Source organism: Pseudomonas sp. 8_5_2 (assembly GCF_059295255.1).
The window spans coordinates 4,449,799-4,468,354 of sequence record NZ_CM181238.1 but is presented as its reverse complement, the minus strand read 5'-3'; the positions used below and the strand labels follow the sequence as shown (position 1 = coordinate 4,468,354).

Sequence of the window (18,556 nt, the reverse complement as noted above, 5' to 3'; positions counted from 1 at the left end):
CATCAATCACTGTACTTCAACCCACGCAGGATCATCGAAGAAAGCCACTGCGGGATAAGCCCCAGCAGCCAGGTGCCCAGGTTGAGCGGAAACGGAAAGCTGATACGCGCCTGGTTCGCCGCCAGCCCGCGCTTGATCCGCCTGGCCGCTTTTTCGGCCGTCCACAGAAAAGGTTTAGGCCCAGGCATTTCGAAGCACATCTTCGACTCCACATAGCCCGGCACAATCACATTCACCTTCACCCCTTCCGGCGCCAGCCAGTCACGAATGGCCTCGCCATACACGCGGATCGCCGCCTTGCTGGCGCTGTAGGTTGGCGTTACCGGCAACCCACGCCAGCCCGCCAGCGAGCTGAACAGCGCGATCTGCCCATGGCCACGGCTGCGCATGGCCGGCAGCGCGGCCTCGACGGTGGCCAGCGCGGCCATCACGTTCACTTCCATCAGCGCCCGGCTGTCGTCCCAGGCCTCCGGCTCGCCATTGGCGCCCACCGCCGTATTAAGCCCGGCCCCCACCAGCACCAGGTCGGGCTGATGGGCGTCGCTGACGCGCCGCACCATCGCCCGCAGCGCGTCCAGGTCGCGCACGTCAAGGGCCTCCAGCCACACCAGCGCCCCCAGGGCGCGGCACTGCTCGGCCATTTCGTCCAGGCGGTCCTGGCGCCGGCCTTGCAGGATCAGGGTCACGCCCGGGGCCGCGTAGGCCGGCGCCAGCGCGCCACCGATGCCGCCGGTGGCGCCGGTGATGAGGATGCAGCGAGGTGAAGCGTGCGAACTCATAGGTATTTTTCGATTCTTGAGGTTTTCGCCATCAGGACTTCCAGGCAGTTGGTCACTGCCATGTCCATGCCGCAGCCGGTGTAGAAGCCGCCGTTGACCTGGGTGGTGTGGATGACCGTGTTGCGAAAACGTTGGAACAAGGTGTTGTCGGGCGCCTCGGGCTGCTGCCAGAAATCGTCAAGCCCGCCCTGGTGCGTAAGCCCCGGCATGGCGTAGATCGGATCGGCCAGTGTGCAGGTCGGGCGGTGGTGCAGCAATGCCGAAGCACCGGCGGTGCTGTTGACGGTGATCATGCCGGTGATGTGCGAAAGCAGCGTGGGCATGTGCCCGCTTTCCATGAAATCGACGCGCTCGGCCACATCATATTTGCGCGCCAGCTGCTCGGTGACCTTGCGGTAGTTGATCAGCCCCGGCGTCAGTGGGTGGTTCTTCACCAACAGGCGCGCATCGAACGGCGCGTTGAGCGAGAACGAATCGATCACATGCTCGATCACTTGGGTCATGTTCTGGAACGGCGAGTGGTCGCGGATCTGCGCATCGCTGTCCAGTTGCAAGGGCAGCAGGAATGTGGGGTGGCGCTCCCGCGCGACCTCGGCTACCAGCGCGTCGTCATGCACCCGGGCGCGCAACAGGCGCACGCCCTGGCGAATGAAACCGGCGTACTCGGTGGCCGCGTTGAACGGCGCATGGGTGCGGTAGCGCGGAAAGCACAGCCGATTCAGCGCGCCACCGGCGTGGTACAGCACATCGTGCGTGGCGCGGGCGGTGAACGACAGCTTGAACGGGTTGCCGTTCTGATAGCGCGGAATGTGCTTGCCCACGTCGCGGTACCACTGCGGATCACGCGGCAGGCGCGAGTTGTTGTTCACCCCGTCGCGCTCCAGGGTCACCCAGTAGGGCCGGAAGTAGCCTTCTTCGAACACATGCACGCGAATGCCCGACAACCGCGCCAACGCCACTGCCGGGCGGTGCACCGGGCGGCAGTCGCCGAACAGCACCAGGTCGGTGATGTCCAGCTGGCGGAACACCTGGGAATACCAGGCCTCCGTGTCTTCGGCACGGTGCGGGCAGGTCAGCCGCGCGCCACCGGGGCCATAGAGGGCGTCACCGACATTGAAGCGCACGCTGTGCACCCGTTGGCCGATATCGCGCAGCCCTTTGGCAAGGCGGCTGAAAAAGGGTGAACTGACACCCTGCAGCAACAGAAAATTATGGGTGGGGATACGCAGCAAAGGACCACGCGTCGCCCTCGCAATCAGTTCGTCGGGCGCTTCATGCCCAACAAACTGCTCAAGCGTCGTTTCAAGTCCTGCCATCGGGATGAAGCTCCAGGCTGCGGTAAGGCGTGCCAATTTTGTAGTTCGTATAAGGTCTGTTCGGCAGTGGTGAAGCGGTTGGTCACCAGGCTTACGTAGGTGGGGTAGAGCAGCAACGTGCCGGCCACCAGCTGGTCCAGCGTCAGTTGCCGGCTGCGCCGCGCCTGCACGTGGGCTTGCAGGTCCAGGTCGCGCGTCAGCCCCCAGCCGGCGTAGAACGGCTGGCCATAGGTGGTCACCGGTACCCCGCGCAACAGCGCCTCGAAGCCCGACTGCGAGGTCAGCACATGCACCTCGTCCACCACCTCCAGCAACTGCTGCAGGGGCGTATCGCCGATCACTTCGTCGCACCAGTGCACGGTCTGCGCTTCGTCATCACCCGGCGCACGCGTGCCGGCCAGCACCTCGGGGTGGGGCTTGTACAACACCCACGCCTCAGGGTTCTGCTCACGCACGGCACGCAGCAGTTGCAGGTTGCTGCGGATACGGTTGCCGCCAAAGCGGATGGACGCATCGCCTTCCACCTGGCCAGGCACCAGGATCACCCGCTGCGCCTGCGCCGGGCGCTGCCAGCTGGCCCCCGGCAAGTTGTACTTGGTCAGCCCCGCAGCACAGATAGCCACGCGCAGGGCATTCGCGCGGGCCAGCAACTGCGGGGTGAACGGCTCATCGGCCAGAATGCGCTCAAGGCGCGAAGGCCGCGTGGCGTCGTAGTAGATACCCAGGTCATCGACCACCCACGACAACGGTCGCGCCTTGCCCGCGCCCAGCCCTACCGAACGCAGAAAGCCGTCTTCTACCCGGTTGACCGGCAGCGGGTGCGCAGTAAGGTCGGTGTCGTGCTTGCAGCCCCAGGACACCACCGGTACATCATGCGTCAGCGGCTGTTCGGGCTTGACGAAGCGGATGGCCGCGCCATTGAAAAACAGGTTGGCCAGCGGCTCTTTCCAGCGGCTGAAGCCCAGCATCTGCACCGCGCTCGGCAGCACGCTGCGGTGGCGGCGCTGCAGGCCAAGCCAGTTGATCAGCACCTCTGGCGTGCACGGTTGGCTCCGCTCCGGGCACACATAGCGCGGGTAAGCCACCAGGCTGGCATGCACCAGCTGCGCCAACGGCACAGGCGTGCGCCGCGCAGGCGCCGGCAAGCGGTCATCGGTCAGCCCCCAGCCGGCATAGAACGGCATGCCCCAGGTGTGCACTGGCACATCCCAGAGCAAGGCGTCGAAGCCCAGTTGCGACGTCATGACGAACACAGCGCGCATGTGTGGCAACAAATCGGCCGGGTGGATATTGCGTGCCAGCACCTGTACACGCGGGTTGCTGGCCAGCGCTGCCAGGTCGAAGTGCCCGGTCTTGCGCCCGGCCACCACGTCAGGGTGCACCTTGAGCACGACGGTGCTGTGCGGGTAGCGCGCCAACGCCGCATCCAGCATCGCCCGGAATTCGTCTGCCCCCGCGCCCTGCAGCGAGGCATCGCCACAGGTCTGGTCGGCCACCAGCACGCAGTCCGCCGGCAGGGCTGGCAGCTCGATGCGTGCGTCGTTGTATTTGGAGACCCGCTGCTGCTGCCACAGGGTGCGCAGCGCCAGGGCGCGTGCGGTCTGTTCGGCGTCGAGGGGCGTGGCGATCAGTTGTTCGAGGCGAGATGGCTGGGTGGCGTCGTAGTACACACCTACGTCATCGACGATTAGCGACAGGGGCGGTTCGTCAGCACCCAGGCCTACTGAGCGGATGAAGCCGTCTTCCAGCGTGAGTACGGGCTTGCCGGCCTTGTGCGCCTCGGCCATCGCCTTGATCGCGCTGGGCTTGCGGCCCCAGGCCATTACCCAGTCAGCAAGCGCTACATCGCGCACGGCACCGTTTTGCAGCGCGAATTCGGGCAGCAATGCAGGCAACGTACTGATGCGCTGGGCTCCTTTGGACAGGACCAGCAGGCGAGGGCGGGGCGAAGCGTCGTCCATAAACGTGAAGCGGCATCCATTCAGCAAAGGGCGGCAGGCGCGGTGTGCTCTGCGGGTCCGTGGGGTTGGGAGAGGGCGAATCTTAATACAAAATCAGATTTGTAGGCGCGCCGTTGGGGAAAAATCCTGAAAAGAAATTAGACGATCTGTGCAATTGATGACCTATGGCATCAAAATGATATCTAATGCGAGCACATTCTCCTGAACCAAGTGAGGCGCGATAGAGGCGTGCCCGCGAATTTCTTGGCTCCCCAGCATGCTTAGTCGAGGCTATGACTCATTCAGCAAACCCAGCAAGTATCCGTATTTTTCCTGCAACAAGGCCATGCGATCACGCTCTCGATATTCCGCGATCGTTTCTGGGCGCAGGCAATGGAACAATGCAGTGAGCAGGAAGACGTAGCGCAGGTTTCGCAATGCCTGCCGAATGTCAAAGATCTCGGGTAGCGAATTCCTGTAGGCATCTATGAAATCCGCCTGCGCCGCAAGGAACACCTTCATATCTTTACGCCTGAACAGGCTTCCCAAATAGGCGCCACCGTCAAAGCCAATCCGACCGATCTTAACCTCGCTCCAGTCAATCAGGTGCAACTGCCCATTGTCGATGAACAAGTTTTTTTGGAGGTAATCCATGTGGCTAATGCAGCGAGGGCTAAGGCGTGCTTCGCTTTCCATTTTTTGAGTCAGCGGCAGAAAGGCTTTGAAGCGCTCTGCAAGGCCGGCAAACCGCTCGTCTTCGAGCGCAAGCTGTGCCAATGCGGGTAAGCAACGTGAAAAATTGAAGCGTGGCCGCAGAAGGAACCAAGGCCTGAAGAAGTCCATGCTCCATAGCAGTGGCGCTTTTCCAAGTGGCTGTGCTTGCAAATAGTCATGGCTTAGCGTCTCAAGCTCGGCGATGCCTAGTGCTAGCTGCTTGCCTATTTTGTGCATGCGTGGTGGCTTCCCGCGCACAAACTCGGTGAAGACCAAGCTCTCCCACGGAGTTTCAATAACGCCAAGGCAGGCCGGATAGTGAAATTTCGTACTCCCTGTCAGCATGCTCGCGGCCCGGTGAAATCGAGCTTCCTGGCTGCCTATAAATGCCACCTTACGAATTGACTTTTCCACGACTTCTACAGGTTGTCCCGTGCACGGGTCCTGCAGGCGATGGAGGCGTACGTAATTCACAAAAGAAGCATTTGCGCCGAGAACCTCGGTCGTGATGTCGAGCTTTTTTCCACTCCATTCAGGCGTTAGGGCAAGAAGATGGCTTTCGAGCGAGGCGCTTTGCCAGCGGTAAAGCGTTTTCTTGGCTACCTGCCCGCGTGTTGGAGGATTCATAACATCCATGTTGGCATCGCCATACGTCCGTTTTGAAGCTGTGAAGGGGGTATGCTGATGTATGAGAGGCCAGTTCACAACGAAAAGTTGCAACAAACCATTGATTTGGAAGAGGAGAGCAGGGTGCGTTCCCTTTGCTATAGGGCCTCCAGGAGGCATAAATGTTCGGTCATGGTCCGTACGAGCGGGCAGTGCTACCACCAATACATGCGCTTGAAAGGCGCAGATCACACTGATCATATAAGCGTGTTCAGCTATCAGGTCTGTCTTGCCAGGTGACCGTTGATGGCGGGATTTGGGGGCGACGAAGGAAGAAGAGGTCAGGCGCTGATGTCGTTAGGCCATCATTAGGCGCCACATCAGGTCCTATTCACAGTCAGCCATAGCCTCCGACAGTCAGATAGCTTAGACGCTGAGGTGTTCGTACTTTGCTTCCCGTTGTAAAAACCTTAACATTCGCCCCTTCGCATATATTCAGCTGTCGTCAGGGACGAAAATGAATCACCTCAGCATCGCTAAAGAAGCCCTTATCGCCCAGGCTCAAGCCGTTACTCAACTGGCCGATCGCCTGGACGGCGAGTTCCAGAGCGCCGTTGAACTGATCCTCGGTTGCCAAGGCCGCACCGTGGTCTGTGGCATGGGCAAATCCGGGCTGATCGGTCAGAAGATGGTCGCCACTTTCGCCTCTACAGGCACCCCAAGTTTCTTCCTGCATCCAGCGGAAGCCTTCCACGGCGACCTCGGCATGCTCAAGCCGATCGATGTGCTGATTCTCATCAGCTACAGCGGCGAGACCGAGGAGCTGATTAAGCTGATCCCGAGCCTCAAATCGTTCGGTAACAAGATCATTGCCATGACAGGGAACGGCAAGTCCACCCTAGCCAAGCATGCCGATATCTGGCTCGACATTTCGGTTGATCGCGAAGTCTGCCCAAACAACCTGGCACCGACCACTTCGACGTTGGCGACCATGGCCATGGGCGATGCCCTTGCGGTAGCGCTGATTGAAGCGATCCAGTTTAAGCCGATGGACTTTGCTCGCTATCACCCCGGGGGCAGCCTGGGTCGCAAGCTGCTGACTCGCGTTTGTGATGTCATGCACTCACCGGCGCCTGTCGTTGCGCCGTCTACTAGCTTCCATGATTGCTTGCTGGTCATGACTCGTAGCCGTTTGGGTATGACCGTGGTAATGGACAATGACAAATTGGTCGGCATCGTAACCGACGGTGACCTACGCCGAGCGCTGCTGGAAGATGAGAGCATTATTCAGGCCACGGTTGATCACTTCATGACCGCTAGCCCTCATACCATTCGCGAGGATTCCCAGCTATCGGAGGCTGAGGCCTACATGCTGGATAACAAGATTCGGGCGCTGGCTGTTACTGATGCTGAAGGCGCTGTTGTGGGGGTTGTCGAGATTTTCGACTGACCGGTCTAGGACCTTATGGTCGGTTTGTCTTCGTTTGGCAGCGTACGTACCAGTGCGCTGCTCTAGCATTTTTACCCCCGAAAATGCTGGCTTTCGCGGCATTACATCGCACTGATTTCCACTCCCTGCTTTTCCACCCTCGAATAATGATCTATATTCGAGAGGAGTGAAGTGGTGGGCGCAATAAGGGTGCTGAGATCCGCTTTAGCAGTGCTGTTTTAAGTTGATCTTTATAGAGATGACACATGATGAATGCCGTTGAGTCGCCAGATAATACGAATATAAAGCAGGCAGATTTGGCTCAGTCGCAGGCAGCCTTATCCAAAGTTGATATTTCAAAATATGAAATTCAAAAAAATGGTGTTGAAGCTTTGGTGATGTCTGGGGCTAATCCAAAACGAGCAGTAATTTCGTTTTCGAGCATGAATCCTGGTAAGTATGAGCGTTGGTCATGGTTTTTTGAGCGGCACTCGGAAGGTTGTGAGGATTTGTACATAATCTTCAAAGACGATTCTCAGCATTATTACTTAGGGGATAGTACTTCCTCTATGTATATTAGGCATATTAAGTTTATTAATGAGCAGCTAGAGGCTCGCGGGCTTAAAGCCTCTGATGCTTATATGATTGGCTCCTCCATGGGAGGGTACGCTGCGCTTTATTTCGGATTCAGTCTTGGTGTCGCGGGAGTGGTTTCCATCAATCCTCAGATCGACTATGCAAGTACCCGTCGTCACTCCATGCAGAACTGGGAGAGACAAATTCGGGAGATAGGAGACACTTGGGTTGATTTAAATGATTTCGTGTATCGCTTTGATGTCAAGCCTAAGATACACATTGAGCACGGGGACTATCCTGCAGATGTGTCTGCCGTTAATAAATTGATTGGCTCCCTCACGGATCTGAAAATATGCTACAGCCGTGAGTTCACTGGTGGTGGACATAGTGAAACCACCATCAACAAATATCGATTATTCGATATCATCGATTTCTGGGGCAAGGTTCGTTCGGCGAGCTAGGTAGATCCTCATCTCGGCTTAGTCTTGGGCACGAGGGAAAGTACAATTACTCTCCCTCATGCAGTTGGGTCACTGAGCCATGGTGCTCATTACTTTGGCATAGCCTGTCGCTGTGCTGAGTACGCTATCTTTGCCTTGGGCGCAAAGAATGGCATCTGCAAGTTCACGGAATGCTCCCGTCCCACCGCTGGCAAGTAGCGTTTGAGTCGCTGCTGCTTTCACGTAAATGGGAGCATCTGCTACAGCAAAAGACATTGCACATGCTGAAAATGCTGGTAAATCAATGCTGTCATCGCCGATGCATGCGGTTTGCGCTGATGTAACGCCTGCTTCGTCCATCAATTGCTTGCAGGCGCTATGCTTATCTTTGACGCCGAATTGGCAGAGTTCTATACCCAGGTCAGACACACGCTTGCGTAGCGTGCCTGAGTCACGACCCGACAATACTGCAACTCTGACCCCGTTCTCCTCTAGCAGACGCATTCCCAAGCCGTCGCGGACATGGAATCGCTTGATGCATTCCCCTGTAGCGTCGTAGTAAATTCCGCCATCTGTTAAAACACCATCTACATCTGTGATCACTAGCCGGATATCCTTGAGTGTCACTGAAGGCGTCGGTTGGTGGCCAGTGATAAGCGCTCGTACCTGCTCCAGGCACTCTGGGGTGTCGACGCCTGGCCCTGTTGGCTGGACAAGGTATGCGCGGATGCAATAACCGGCAGCCATGAGGCGAAGCTGCTCTAATTTCTCGGCATGCTCCATCATCGGCTGAGGCAAAGCAGAATACTTTGCAACTACCTCACGGCGGTACCCATAGACACCAACGTGCTTCAAGTATGAAGCCGCTTCGTTATCACGGGGGTACGGGATTGGGGAGCGGCTGAAATACAATGCGTTACCGTTAGTGGCGAGTACTACCTTCACGGTGTTGGGGTTGCGAGCCTCTTCTCCGTCGATAGGATGGCAAAGAGTACCAACGCTCACTTCCGTGTCAGCAAGCATACCTGTGACTAACGATTCAATATCAGCCGGACGAACCAGCGGTTCATCCCCTTGAAGATTGATGTATATGTCGGCATCAATTACACGCATGACTTCTGCTAGTCGATCGGTGCCAGAAGGATGATCTGGCGATGTCATGACATACTTTCCGCCGAAGGCGCGTACCGCTTCTGCGACGCGTTCATCGTCGGTAGCGATGACTACATCGTTTGCGTTGGCAACCTCAAGAGCACGCTCGTAAACGTGCTGTATCATGGGTTTACCTGCAATGTCGGCTAGCGGCTTACCTGGCAAGCGGGTCGAGCCATACCGGGCAGGGATAACGATCACGACCCGTTGTTCAGAACTTGGCATGTTCACAATCCTTGGTAACTAGGATCTGCTTACGAGATTTTCAGCGGAGAGAACGATTTAACGAGATCATCAAGAGCTTTAATCTGCAGCAGGAATGGCTCCAGCTTGTCGAGCGGTAGGGCACTTGGTCCGTCACATTTGGCTTGGTCGGGGTTAGGATGAGCCTCCAGGAAGAGCCCAGCCAAGCCCACTGCCATGCCCGCTCGAGCAAGGTCTACCACTTGATCGCGTCGACCACCCGATGCGGCACCTGACGGGTCGCGGTTCTGCAGTGCATGGGTGACGTCAAAAATGATTGGCAGATTGTCACAGGTTCGCTTCATCACACCAAATCCAAGCATGTCGACCACCAAGTTGTCGTAGCCCATGCATGAGCCTCGATCGCAGAGAATCAATTGATCATTGCCTGCTTCCTTGAACTTATGCACGATGTTCTGCATCTGTGATGGGCTCAAGAACTGTGGTTTCTTTATGTTCACCGGCTTCCCTGTCTTTGCCAAAGCCATCACTAAGTCGGTCTGGCGGGCCAAGAAAGCAGGGAGCTGAAGTATGTCAGCAACTTCAGCAACAGGGGCAGCCTGGTAAATCTCGTGAACGTCAGTGATGATAGGAACACCGAATTCAGATTTTACCTTCTCAAAGATTCTCAGCCCTTCTTCCATGCCTGGGCCACGGTAGGAGTGGATGGACGAGCGGTTGGCCTTGTCGAAACTGGCTTTGAAAACATATGGAATGCCAAGCTTTTCGGTGACGCGTACATATTCAGCGCACGCCGTCAGAGCGAGATCTTCGGACTCCAATACGTTAATCCCACCAAAAAGCACAAATGGGCTATCGTTGGAGCATTTGATATTTTGAGAAATCTGGATCATGTGGGGGTCCGCTTGTTATGCTAGGTGTTCGAAAGAAACAAAGGGGAGTGCTTTCTCTAGTTCTGATGCACTCATCGTGGACATCAGAATATTGAAATCTGGTGGCTCAATTGATGGCGGAGGAGTGCGGGTCTCAGTCAAAATCAGAGATGACTCCGATATTCTGTAGTATCTGTAGCCGTGCGGTTCGAGTGACGCGTGAATAGTGTCAGTCAAAGAGGTGGGCAGCAGCTCGCAGATGATATTGGGTTTCGACTTGCCGATAATATATTGAGCGCTCTCAAGAATGAGATGTTCAGCACCTTCCGCATCAATTTTCAGCAGCTCAACTCGAGGAATGTTATTGTCCTGAACAAACTTGTCAAGGCTGGTGGCTCGTACCACCCTGCTCTCTACGGGGGCGCGGTCCGTTACTTCTGAGACAGTCGTCGAGCCTGAAACGAGTATGTCCTCACCGGAATAAATAAATAGCTCTACTTCTGGGCTTCCATCAGTGATAGCCATATTGAAGCAATTGAGATTGGACGCCCCGTTAGCGCGCTTGTTTGCGAGCAGGCGAGAGTAAACGCGGTCCAAGGCTTCTATCGCAAAGACTTTGGATTTAGGGTTGCTTTTTGCCGCCGCCAATGAGTAGACCCCGGTATATGATCCGATGTCTATGACATGCGAGGACAGCTTGGCGAGGGCAGTCCACAGTCGGAGGCTGGTCGATTCGTATGCGTTCTTGCCATTCCAAAAGTACGAGCGAGCAACAAAGTCGTCATTGTTGCTGAACATGGAGAACAAGACGTCATCAATCTCGATATCAATGAATCCAAAGTATGAAGTCTTTTCCATTAGGAATTCAAACTGATCTTGGTCGATTTTCGTGTTGGCCTTTAACTGGTAAAGCTTCCTTAGTGCCAACGCAGCTTCGTTCTTATTCTCCATGAACTTCATGCGGCTACCACTCGCTTTCCGAACAGAGAAGAGAATTCCGCATGATCCAGGTACGGGCGCAAGAAAGAGCCTTTGCTGCAGTTGACTATTCTTTTGCCCTCTTTATTCATGACTTCGTTGGCGTTTGCAATGTTCCATATTTGAATGCTAGTGAAGCTATCTTCTAGTTGCGGGTTGCTTTCTTTATAAAAACGGGGCGACTCGGCGGAATATTTGAGGTCGCAGCCCAGCAGGTAGATGTCTGTGATTCCCAAATAGTATGCGAACTGAATGGCTAACATAGTAGTGGTGCAACCAAAAAAGTAGCCGGCACGAATATCTCGGGAGAAGCCGTCCCGTTGAAGAGCGGGGACATAGTAGCTTTTGTTCGGAAGCGTCTTATCATCAACCTCGCGAAGCTCTTCTCGAAGAATTCGGATGGTCTTCGGATCGAGATCGGTAGTTCCGAAATGGCTTTTTTCAGGATGCGTTAGAAAGCGCTTGTCCGACAGTACGTAATAATCCGTGGTGAACCCGTGCTGCTCTTCCAGCATGGTTGATGCATTCATTCCAATGGTTACCTCCCCCTTCAGAAGGGAAAGGTCTTCTGAAAGAATAGAAGGGCCGTTTGCCAAGATAAATGCGCGTTTGCCTTTTTCTCGGTTTTTAAGGGACGAAATAGATTTAAAAATTTTCATAAGCGTTGTCGAAAACTCTAGCCATTTTTTCCGGGGTCAAGTGGGACTTGAAATAGTCCAAGCTTGCTTCTTGAAGTTCAGCGGTCTTCTTCCAGTCGTTTGCTAATTCGTGAAGCGTCTCGGCGATCGACTCACCTGTGGCATAGAGGAACGGAGGCTTATTGCCCTCGGCGAAAGTCGAAAATACTGCCTTACAGAAGTAGTCGGCCCTATTGATTGTGACGTTGCCAGCGGCTAGGCCTTCAACCGATACCTGGTGGAAGCCTCCGGTGGCGATCTCATCAATAGAAACGTGGCACGTCTTACGGACGGCCATCAAAACTTTGGGTGAGACAGGTTTGTCAGGTACTACGGCTTCGATTTTTCCGAGGCTGACAAGTGAGTTCATCGCTGTTTCGAGCTCTGCAACATATTTATTGTTCCAACGTCCTGGCCTGAGGTGAGTCGGGCTGAAAATAACTCGAAGCTTCTCACCTTTCTGCCTGATGCTCGCCATCGGCGTGTCGTGGATGATGTTTGGAACAAAGATATGATTGTTGTGGATTCTCGGCTGGAACTGACCCACCACAAAATTAGCCAAGAATGGCAGATTAATGTCATTCTGACGAGGCACATAGAGCGGCCCTTCTCTCAGTGGAGAGTGGACTTGATAAAAATATTTTGCTGCTTGGTTTGCGTGAATCAGACGTTCTGCCCAAGCAGGTGGTAAGTCGTTGTGGATTTGGATGATATCCGCTTCACGAATAGCAGCATCAATAAGCGGCTTGGTGAATTCGGTTTCAACAATATAATCTTCGATGAACTTTTGGAATAGTGGTCCATTGTTGGGGTAGTCATTCAACGCAATAGCGATGGAGTCATGTCCGATCAGGCGCTGGGCGAGCGCAATCTTTGCGGGCGCAGCTACTAGCGGTGTCTGAGAGATATGAACTATCTTATACTTCTTGGACATCAATCATCACTCCATCTTTCAAGCAGGCTTTAATGAGGTTGAGAGGCGAACCACCTTGTTCTACAGCCTCGCACTGTGAGCGATACCTCATATAAACCGATTCCAATAATGCAAACCCAACGGTCGACTCTGCCAAACCTTCGTAAATATCGATCATGTTAGTCGATCCGGTATGGTCAACCGGACGAATTTTCATAATCCCTTGATAATAACGATGATCGAAATTGAAAAATTCTGATCTATCAAATTGCGCATCTTCGCTAATTAAAACTGGAAGCAGCATGTCCTTTTTTCGAGGAAAGCCTTCTTGCAGCGCCCGTCGAATCGCCACTGGTATGTCGTCAACCGACTCAAGTGTTATCAGTCTGCTCAGGTTTGGTGCTTCATCCTCGGCGAAGAGAGTGATAAGAACATCGACTGCTTCAGGATCAACAACCAGATCCGCTTCGGTCTTGATAAGAATGATTCGTTGATCGGTGCCTGAATATCTCAAGGCATAGCACAGATTTGCCGGTGCGTCCAGCATGATCAAGAAATTTATTTCTGCCAGGTTGCCTTTGTTCTTCGCATCAATACGGTTGATGATAGAAAGCGGAGATTGATCCTCGGCGATATCAAAGGAACCCAGCTGCATCCTTTCCGTATTCACATATTTGAAATCATCATACGTGTTCAGCTTATCGAGAATGGATAGAACCAGCTCGGGGTCGACATTGCTCTGGTGAAGAAATGCTGTCCCATATCCCTTGGGTTTGGCAGGGCGTACTTTGAACTCAATACGACCCTCATCGCTTATAGAGGTGATGTAATTTTCCAAAATTGCCTTTTTTTGCTTCGGTTGGGCGCTGTCCACTATGGCTTTCACTGTAGGGGATTTCACTATGACGGTCACGGGAGCCGCAGGTTTCTCTGCGATTATGGGGTGGTCTTTGAATTCAACTTTGAGGTTCGCTAGTTGCTTCAAGCGGCGGTCCTGAAGCTTCCTTCTGATATATTTCGCTTCCGTTGAGTCGCGAAAGAAGTCGATGGGATGCAGAAATAACTTCTTTGTTTTTTTAACAAAGGGGGACTGTTTTTTCTTCATAATATTTTTTAGTTGGTTTTTGACCAGAGTTTTCAAATGTTTTTCTATGTGCTTTTCGGGTCTGGTGGTCAGAGAAACCTTCATTCCCCCTTGGAGTGTTTTAATTAGACCATCTTTGAACGCTTGGTTTATTGAGGTCGTCAAGTTGCAGTTTTGGACCGACCTCTGCAGTGTGTGACTTTTTGAAATGGCTTCTGAAAATTTTTGTATATTTCCTGGTTCAATGGGCATGAGCTCCGCTAGGCCAGAAAAATATTCCACCACCCCTAAGTGTTGCCAAAGTACCACGTGGCAACCGTGAGTCAGCGCTTCGATAGCAACCATTGACGAGGTTTCGAAAAGGCTCGGGATAATCACTACTGTCGATAGTGCGTAGATCTCGTCCTTGCCCATTGATGCGCCATCCAGAAACGTCATGTTCCCAATCGCTGATGCCTCGCTGATCGGCGGGCATACAACAGCAAAATTTAGGTTTGGATGACTTATCGCAAGTTGCTCCAAAACCGACGTACCTTTGAGCTTTTGATAGCGCCCTACGAACGTGACGTCATATTTTTTAGGGGGTAACTGTGGTTTGGCATCTGCAGCAGCAGGGTTTGGGAAAATATTAGGTATTTTCTTGAACTTGAATAGTTCTTTGCTGGCGATGAATGACGCCCAAGATGGAGAGCTTAGAAATTTCGAACGTTCAATTTCGATTTTCTCGAAATTCACTTCTTCTTTGCTAAAGGGTAAGCCCTGGACAACAGCGCCCAAGCTCCTAGAACAATGGAGTCTAATGTGGATCGGGATGTTTTTGTCTATCAGGCGCGTGCTGCTTAGCGATTCAGGCGCTTCAACACATATAATGTTTGGAGTTTGCTCTACTTCATGTCGCAAGCGAACGCGAAAATCCTCTAACGTCTCCTCGAGACCCTTTTCTATAACCTTGACGGCCACGCCAAGCGTTGCTAATTGCTGAGATGCATAGCGAGTGTAGGTTGTAACACCACTGTCTGTTCGGTTGAACGGGTCAACTAATATGTAGATTCCATTCATCGCAGTGCCCATGCATCGCTTCCTGAGAGCGGGTTAGCTGGTTAAGTCCCGGCAGCCGAGCTGCCGGAACCTAAAAGGATTATTACTGGTACGCGCCCACTGCACGCCCAAGGACCATGGTTTGGACGATTGGCGAAATTACCTTTTGCCATTCATAAACTGCCGCATTGGTTACGTAGATCGTATCATCCGGTTTAATCATGACTTGACGAGCGTAGAAAATTGCAGCCGGGTCCCGCATGTTCAATCTCAGTACCGTTGGCTTGGTTGCACCGCTAGCCATGCGGAAGACGAACACTCCTTCGGGGTTTGCATTGGCTTCTCGCAGGCCCCCAACACTCCCCAGTGCATCAAGCAATGTCGTATGCTGGCTCGGTAAATCTTTCAGGCCAGGCTCAGTTACTGCCCCCATGGCAACGAAACGCTGACGTGCTCTGTCTAAAACTACTTCAGAGTTTGGGCGTAAGACCATATTGTTGCCTGCGAGCACGTCTTCGTAGTTGAATTGTTGAACCTGGCTTCCGGTGCGTACAGTGACGTTCACCAGATGAGGCTCAATGACGGGGCCACCTGCTTGGTTGATTGCATCGAGCAAAGTCAACGGGCCCTGCAACGTGCTGAATCGCCCTGGGCTTTTCACGGCGCCTGCTACCAACACTGATCCAGACAGGTCGCCAACAAGTTCTACGTGTGTTTGCACATCGGTGGTAATGCCTTTCAGTTGGCGACGGATCATGTCCTCGACTTGATTAAGGGTCATGCCGCCGACGAACTGTCGCCCGACATAAGGCAGGGAAAGCATGCCTTGGGTGTCGATTCGAGATTTCAGCTGAGTGCCGCCGCTAGCGAGAGCCGCAAACAGAGCGGAACCTTCGGGGGCGGTATCGGCTATCAACACGTTGAGTGTGTCGCCAGGCATCAAACGCACTTCTGGCGAAACCGGTTTGCTTACGGTCGCCAAGGGAGGCGGCTCAACACCACGCATATATGGGGCGATCGTATTGGCGTTGATATCGACGAGATTGTACGCCTCATTCTTGCTTTCGATCTCGCCCTTATAAGGGCCAGCTCCCGAAATTGCGCCGCCGCAGCCGGCGAGGCCCAGGGTCGCCAAGGCCAGTGCCGCCAATTTCAGGTTGAACAACTTGGACACAGGCTGAAAATTAATCACGATGATCCTCGATCGAAGCCAAGATGAAGCGGGTGATGCCGTACAGCATCAATAGACCAAGCAAAATTGTTGCCAGATTGTACAGTCGCTCCGGATAGAGTGCCAGCTGTGGAGTATTGGGGCTTACCACGGTTACCAGCGTCCGAATTTTCTTGCTTGCCTCAATTCTTGCGTTGTCTAGCGCCGCTACCGCGCTCTTATATGTTTCTTCTGCGATTCCTGCGTCGAGTGTCAGCTGCTGGAAGCGCGATGCAATTACGTTTAGTTGAGAACCTTGCGGGGAAGAAACAAGCAAACGCTTTTCTTTGGCGAGTTGCTGGGTGATAGCTTCTACCTTTTGCTTTTGCTGGCGGACCTGTGGAGCATCACCACGGAGTTTGAAAGACATCTCAGTGAGCAGTGCTTGCTCCTTTGTGTATTGGCTTTCCAGTTCAGCAATGATAGTGGCGCGATTTTGAGCAGTGTTGCCGCCGTCGAGAACCTTGTTGTCATTTTGGAAGTTAAGAAGCTGAGTCTTACGTTTCGAGTAATTGACTCGGGCTGTTTCGAGTTCGCCTTGGGCGAACTTCATTTGCTCGCGTGCAATATTATGACTAACTTCGTTCACGAAGTGCTCGCTTGCTGCCAAGATGGTGCGCAACATTTTTTCTGACAGTTCAGGAGTGAAGGCCTGAACTTCAACTCGAAGCAATCCAGTCGTCTCGTCGTAATGGGCAGAAACCAAGCGTTGATAATACTTCAGCAGATCCTCGCGTGGAGCATCTTTGTCAAGCCAGAAAAATACGTCACTCCCCTGAGTGGCATATTGTTCAATCCATTGAACTTTTTCCTCCAGAAGCAGCATCATGTCCATAGAGGTGATGTACTCGCGTAGATAGAGTGTTTCTTCTCGCGAGGCAGGGTTTGTGCCGGTAAGCAGAGTGGCTAGACCCGGAACCTGAGCGCCTTGGTTGTTGCCATCTTGGCGCACTACCACCTGGGCGGTGCTCACATAGCGGTCTACCGCGAATACGCTGTAATAGACTGCCGCTAAGACCATGGGCAGGATTACCATGGCGAGTGCCAGTCTCCAGCCTTTCTTTTTGCCCGAACTGCTCATAATTGGATGCATCCTTGATATGTAACGGTGCTGCGAAGTTGAGTAAAGGGTTGATCAGTTGTTATAAGCTTGGATGCCTTCATCCACGTCCTCGTAAACTTGGATTTCGCCACCGCGAACCAGTAGTACGATGTCGCATAGCTTCTTGATTTCGGGCATGGAGTGCGAAACCAGCACAATATTGGACTTTTTCAATCTGTCTTCGAACACTTCAGCGCATTTTCGTTTGAACTGCGCATCGCCTACGGACATAACCTCGTCAATCAGGTAATAGTCAAAATCAAAAGCCATGCTGAGCCCAAATGCTACCCTGGAGCGCATTCCGGAGGAGTAGGTTTTGATTGGTTCGTCTATCCAGTCGCCGATCTCTGCAAATTCTTGGACGAAACGGATCTTATCCCGCATTGATTGGCCTTCGGCGCCGTAGATGCGACATACGAATTTAATGTTGTCCCGGCCGGTCATGCTGCCTTGAAATCCGCCAGTCAGGCCTACAGGCCAAGAGATACTGCGATCCGTTGCGATGCTTCCAGAATCTGGAACATCTGCACCTCCGAGTAGGCGCATCAGAGTAGATTTACCTGCCCCATTTCGGCCAATAAGGCCGATGTTTTTCCCTGGTGGAATGGCCAGCGACAGATTACGAAACACGTATCTACGCCCATTGGGTGTCAGGTAAGACTTGGTTACGTTTCTAAGCTCGAACACGTTTGACCCGTACTCAACCGTTCTTGGTAGAAATGAGGTGCATCCTGCGAGCGCGATAGGCGCCAAGCGACAGGAACATTAGCACCACCGTGATTGTGACGACGTAGGCTTCAGATACACCGTCAACTGGAACGTAATTTGGCAGCACTTCAGCGCGAATGAGCTCTAGCAGATGCAAGAAAGGATTCAGTAGGAGGACTGGCATCATGGCAGGCGGCAAATAGGCCGGCGGAATGAGTACGCCTGAGATGAAGTACAGCGGGAAGAACGCCATCCTGATGATTATTTTAATACTTGGAAGTGCGTGGGTGATCATTGCGAAAAACATGCCTAAGCCAAACGCAAAGAACAATCCAAGAGAGAGAGTCATCACCCATTGGAGTGGGCTATGGACGGACATATTGAAACCAAACCAAGCAAAGCCAAATACTAGGATGGCGTACACAGTAGCGCTAATGCACGTTTCGACAATCACTCGAGCCACATACGTATCAAGTGGCTTAATCTGCTTGTATCCAAAAAGTGATCGGTTCTCGCGCAAACTGTCCATCAAGCGGAGGGCAGTGTTTCGGTACAGCAAGAATGGGGCCATACCTACTAATACAAACACGGGATACTCAACGTCTGCGACGGTTCGGGTACGCAGCATTGCGAACAGGACCGAGAAGATCAGCAGGTGGCATACTGGTTCAAGCAGTAGCCATAAGGCTCCCAGGCGACTATCGCCGACACGAGACCTTGCCTCGCGGAGAACGAGAGCGAAGATGACTGATTTCTGAATCTGGAGTGATGACCGAGCTTTCAAGATGGCGACCGCAAAGCAATGCAGCGCGCCTAGG

Annotated in this window: 16 protein-coding genes; 2 read left to right on the top strand and 14 right to left on the bottom strand. The window is 53.4% G+C overall.

Annotated features, from left to right (window positions below):
• Positions 1-2: 2 nt before the first annotated feature.
• The 4 genes from AC5O5R_RS20530 to AC5O5R_RS20515 all read right to left on the bottom strand — a co-directional run bounded on the left by AC5O5R_RS20530 (position 3) and on the right by AC5O5R_RS20515 (position 5,385).
• Positions 3-779, bottom strand: a complete 777-nt coding sequence (locus AC5O5R_RS20530) for an SDR family NAD(P)-dependent oxidoreductase (RefSeq protein ID WP_494514708.1) — start codon at positions 777-779, stop codon at positions 3-5.
• Positions 776-2,095: a capsule polysaccharide biogenesis protein gene (locus AC5O5R_RS20525; protein WP_494514707.1), complete on the bottom strand. Its 1,320-nt coding sequence runs from the start codon at positions 2,093-2,095 to the stop codon at positions 776-778. Before AC5O5R_RS20525 ends, AC5O5R_RS20530 begins: the two co-directional genes overlap by 4 nt.
• Entirely contained in the window at positions 2,035-4,056 is a 2,022-nt protein-coding gene (locus AC5O5R_RS20520; RefSeq protein WP_494514706.1) for a capsule polysaccharide biogenesis protein, read from the bottom strand. The genes AC5O5R_RS20525 and AC5O5R_RS20520 overlap by 61 nt, the downstream gene beginning before the upstream one ends.
• Before the next feature lie 270 nt (positions 4,057-4,326).
• Positions 4,327-5,385 (bottom strand): phosphotransferase family protein, encoded by a 1,059-nt coding sequence (locus tag AC5O5R_RS20515; protein WP_494514705.1) that lies wholly within the window; start codon positions 5,383-5,385, stop codon positions 4,327-4,329.
• Positions 5,386-5,872: 487 nt separating this feature from the next.
• On the opposite strand from AC5O5R_RS20515, the gene AC5O5R_RS20510 reads away from it, so the two are divergent.
• Positions 5,873-6,805, top strand: coding sequence for a KpsF/GutQ family sugar-phosphate isomerase (locus AC5O5R_RS20510; protein WP_494514704.1), 933 nt, complete (start codon positions 5,873-5,875; stop codon positions 6,803-6,805).
• 245 nt (positions 6,806-7,050) lie between these two features.
• The gene (locus tag AC5O5R_RS20505; protein ID WP_494514703.1) at positions 7,051-7,821 is read left to right on the top strand and encodes a hypothetical protein; all 771 of its coding nucleotides are present in this window, start codon (positions 7,051-7,053) and stop codon (positions 7,819-7,821) included.
• A gap of 69 nt (positions 7,822-7,890) precedes the next feature.
• Here AC5O5R_RS20505 and kdsB read toward each other — a convergent pair whose 3' ends face one another.
• From kdsB to AC5O5R_RS20455, 10 genes are all read right to left on the bottom strand, one after another.
• Positions 7,891-9,177: a 3-deoxy-manno-octulosonate cytidylyltransferase gene (kdsB, locus tag AC5O5R_RS20500; protein WP_494514702.1), complete on the bottom strand. Its 1,287-nt coding sequence runs from the start codon at positions 9,175-9,177 to the stop codon at positions 7,891-7,893.
• 29 nt (positions 9,178-9,206) lie between these two features.
• Entirely contained in the window at positions 9,207-10,049 is an 843-nt protein-coding gene (gene kdsA / locus AC5O5R_RS20495) for a 3-deoxy-8-phosphooctulonate synthase (RefSeq protein WP_494514701.1), read from the bottom strand.
• A 15-nt stretch (positions 10,050-10,064) separates the two neighbouring features.
• Positions 10,065-10,988 carry an FkbM family methyltransferase gene (locus AC5O5R_RS20490; protein WP_494514700.1) on the bottom strand — a complete coding sequence of 308 codons (924 nt, stop codon included), beginning with the start codon at positions 10,986-10,988 and terminating at the stop codon, positions 10,065-10,067.
• Positions 10,985-11,665, bottom strand: a complete 681-nt coding sequence (locus AC5O5R_RS20485; RefSeq protein WP_494514699.1) for a 6-hydroxymethylpterin diphosphokinase MptE-like protein — start codon at positions 11,663-11,665, stop codon at positions 10,985-10,987. The genes AC5O5R_RS20490 and AC5O5R_RS20485 overlap by 4 nt, the downstream gene beginning before the upstream one ends.
• Positions 11,652-12,617, bottom strand: a complete 966-nt coding sequence (locus tag AC5O5R_RS20480) for a hypothetical protein (RefSeq protein WP_494514698.1) — start codon at positions 12,615-12,617, stop codon at positions 11,652-11,654. Before AC5O5R_RS20480 ends, AC5O5R_RS20485 begins: the two co-directional genes overlap by 14 nt.
• On the bottom strand, positions 12,601-14,751 hold the full coding sequence (locus tag AC5O5R_RS20475; protein WP_494514697.1) for a glycosyltransferase: 2,151 nt from the start codon (positions 14,749-14,751) through the stop codon (positions 12,601-12,603). Before AC5O5R_RS20475 ends, AC5O5R_RS20480 begins: the two co-directional genes overlap by 17 nt.
• 70 nt (positions 14,752-14,821) lie before the next feature.
• Complete coding sequence (locus AC5O5R_RS20470; protein WP_494514696.1) at positions 14,822-15,910, bottom strand: polysaccharide biosynthesis/export family protein; 1,089 nt, start codon at positions 15,908-15,910, stop codon at positions 14,822-14,824.
• Positions 15,903-17,009: a KpsE/RkpR family capsule polysaccharide export protein gene (locus tag AC5O5R_RS20465; RefSeq protein ID WP_494514695.1), complete on the bottom strand. Its 1,107-nt coding sequence runs from the start codon at positions 17,007-17,009 to the stop codon at positions 15,903-15,905. The genes AC5O5R_RS20470 and AC5O5R_RS20465 overlap by 8 nt, the downstream gene beginning before the upstream one ends.
• 54 nt (positions 17,010-17,063) lie before the next feature.
• Complete coding sequence (locus AC5O5R_RS20460) at positions 17,064-17,660, bottom strand: ABC transporter ATP-binding protein (RefSeq protein ID WP_494514694.1); 597 nt, start codon at positions 17,658-17,660, stop codon at positions 17,064-17,066.
• Positions 17,661-17,730: 70 nt separating this feature from the next.
• Positions 17,731-18,522, bottom strand: coding sequence for an ABC transporter permease (locus AC5O5R_RS20455; protein WP_494514693.1), 792 nt, complete (start codon positions 18,520-18,522; stop codon positions 17,731-17,733).
• Positions 18,523-18,556 lie beyond the last annotated feature (34 nt).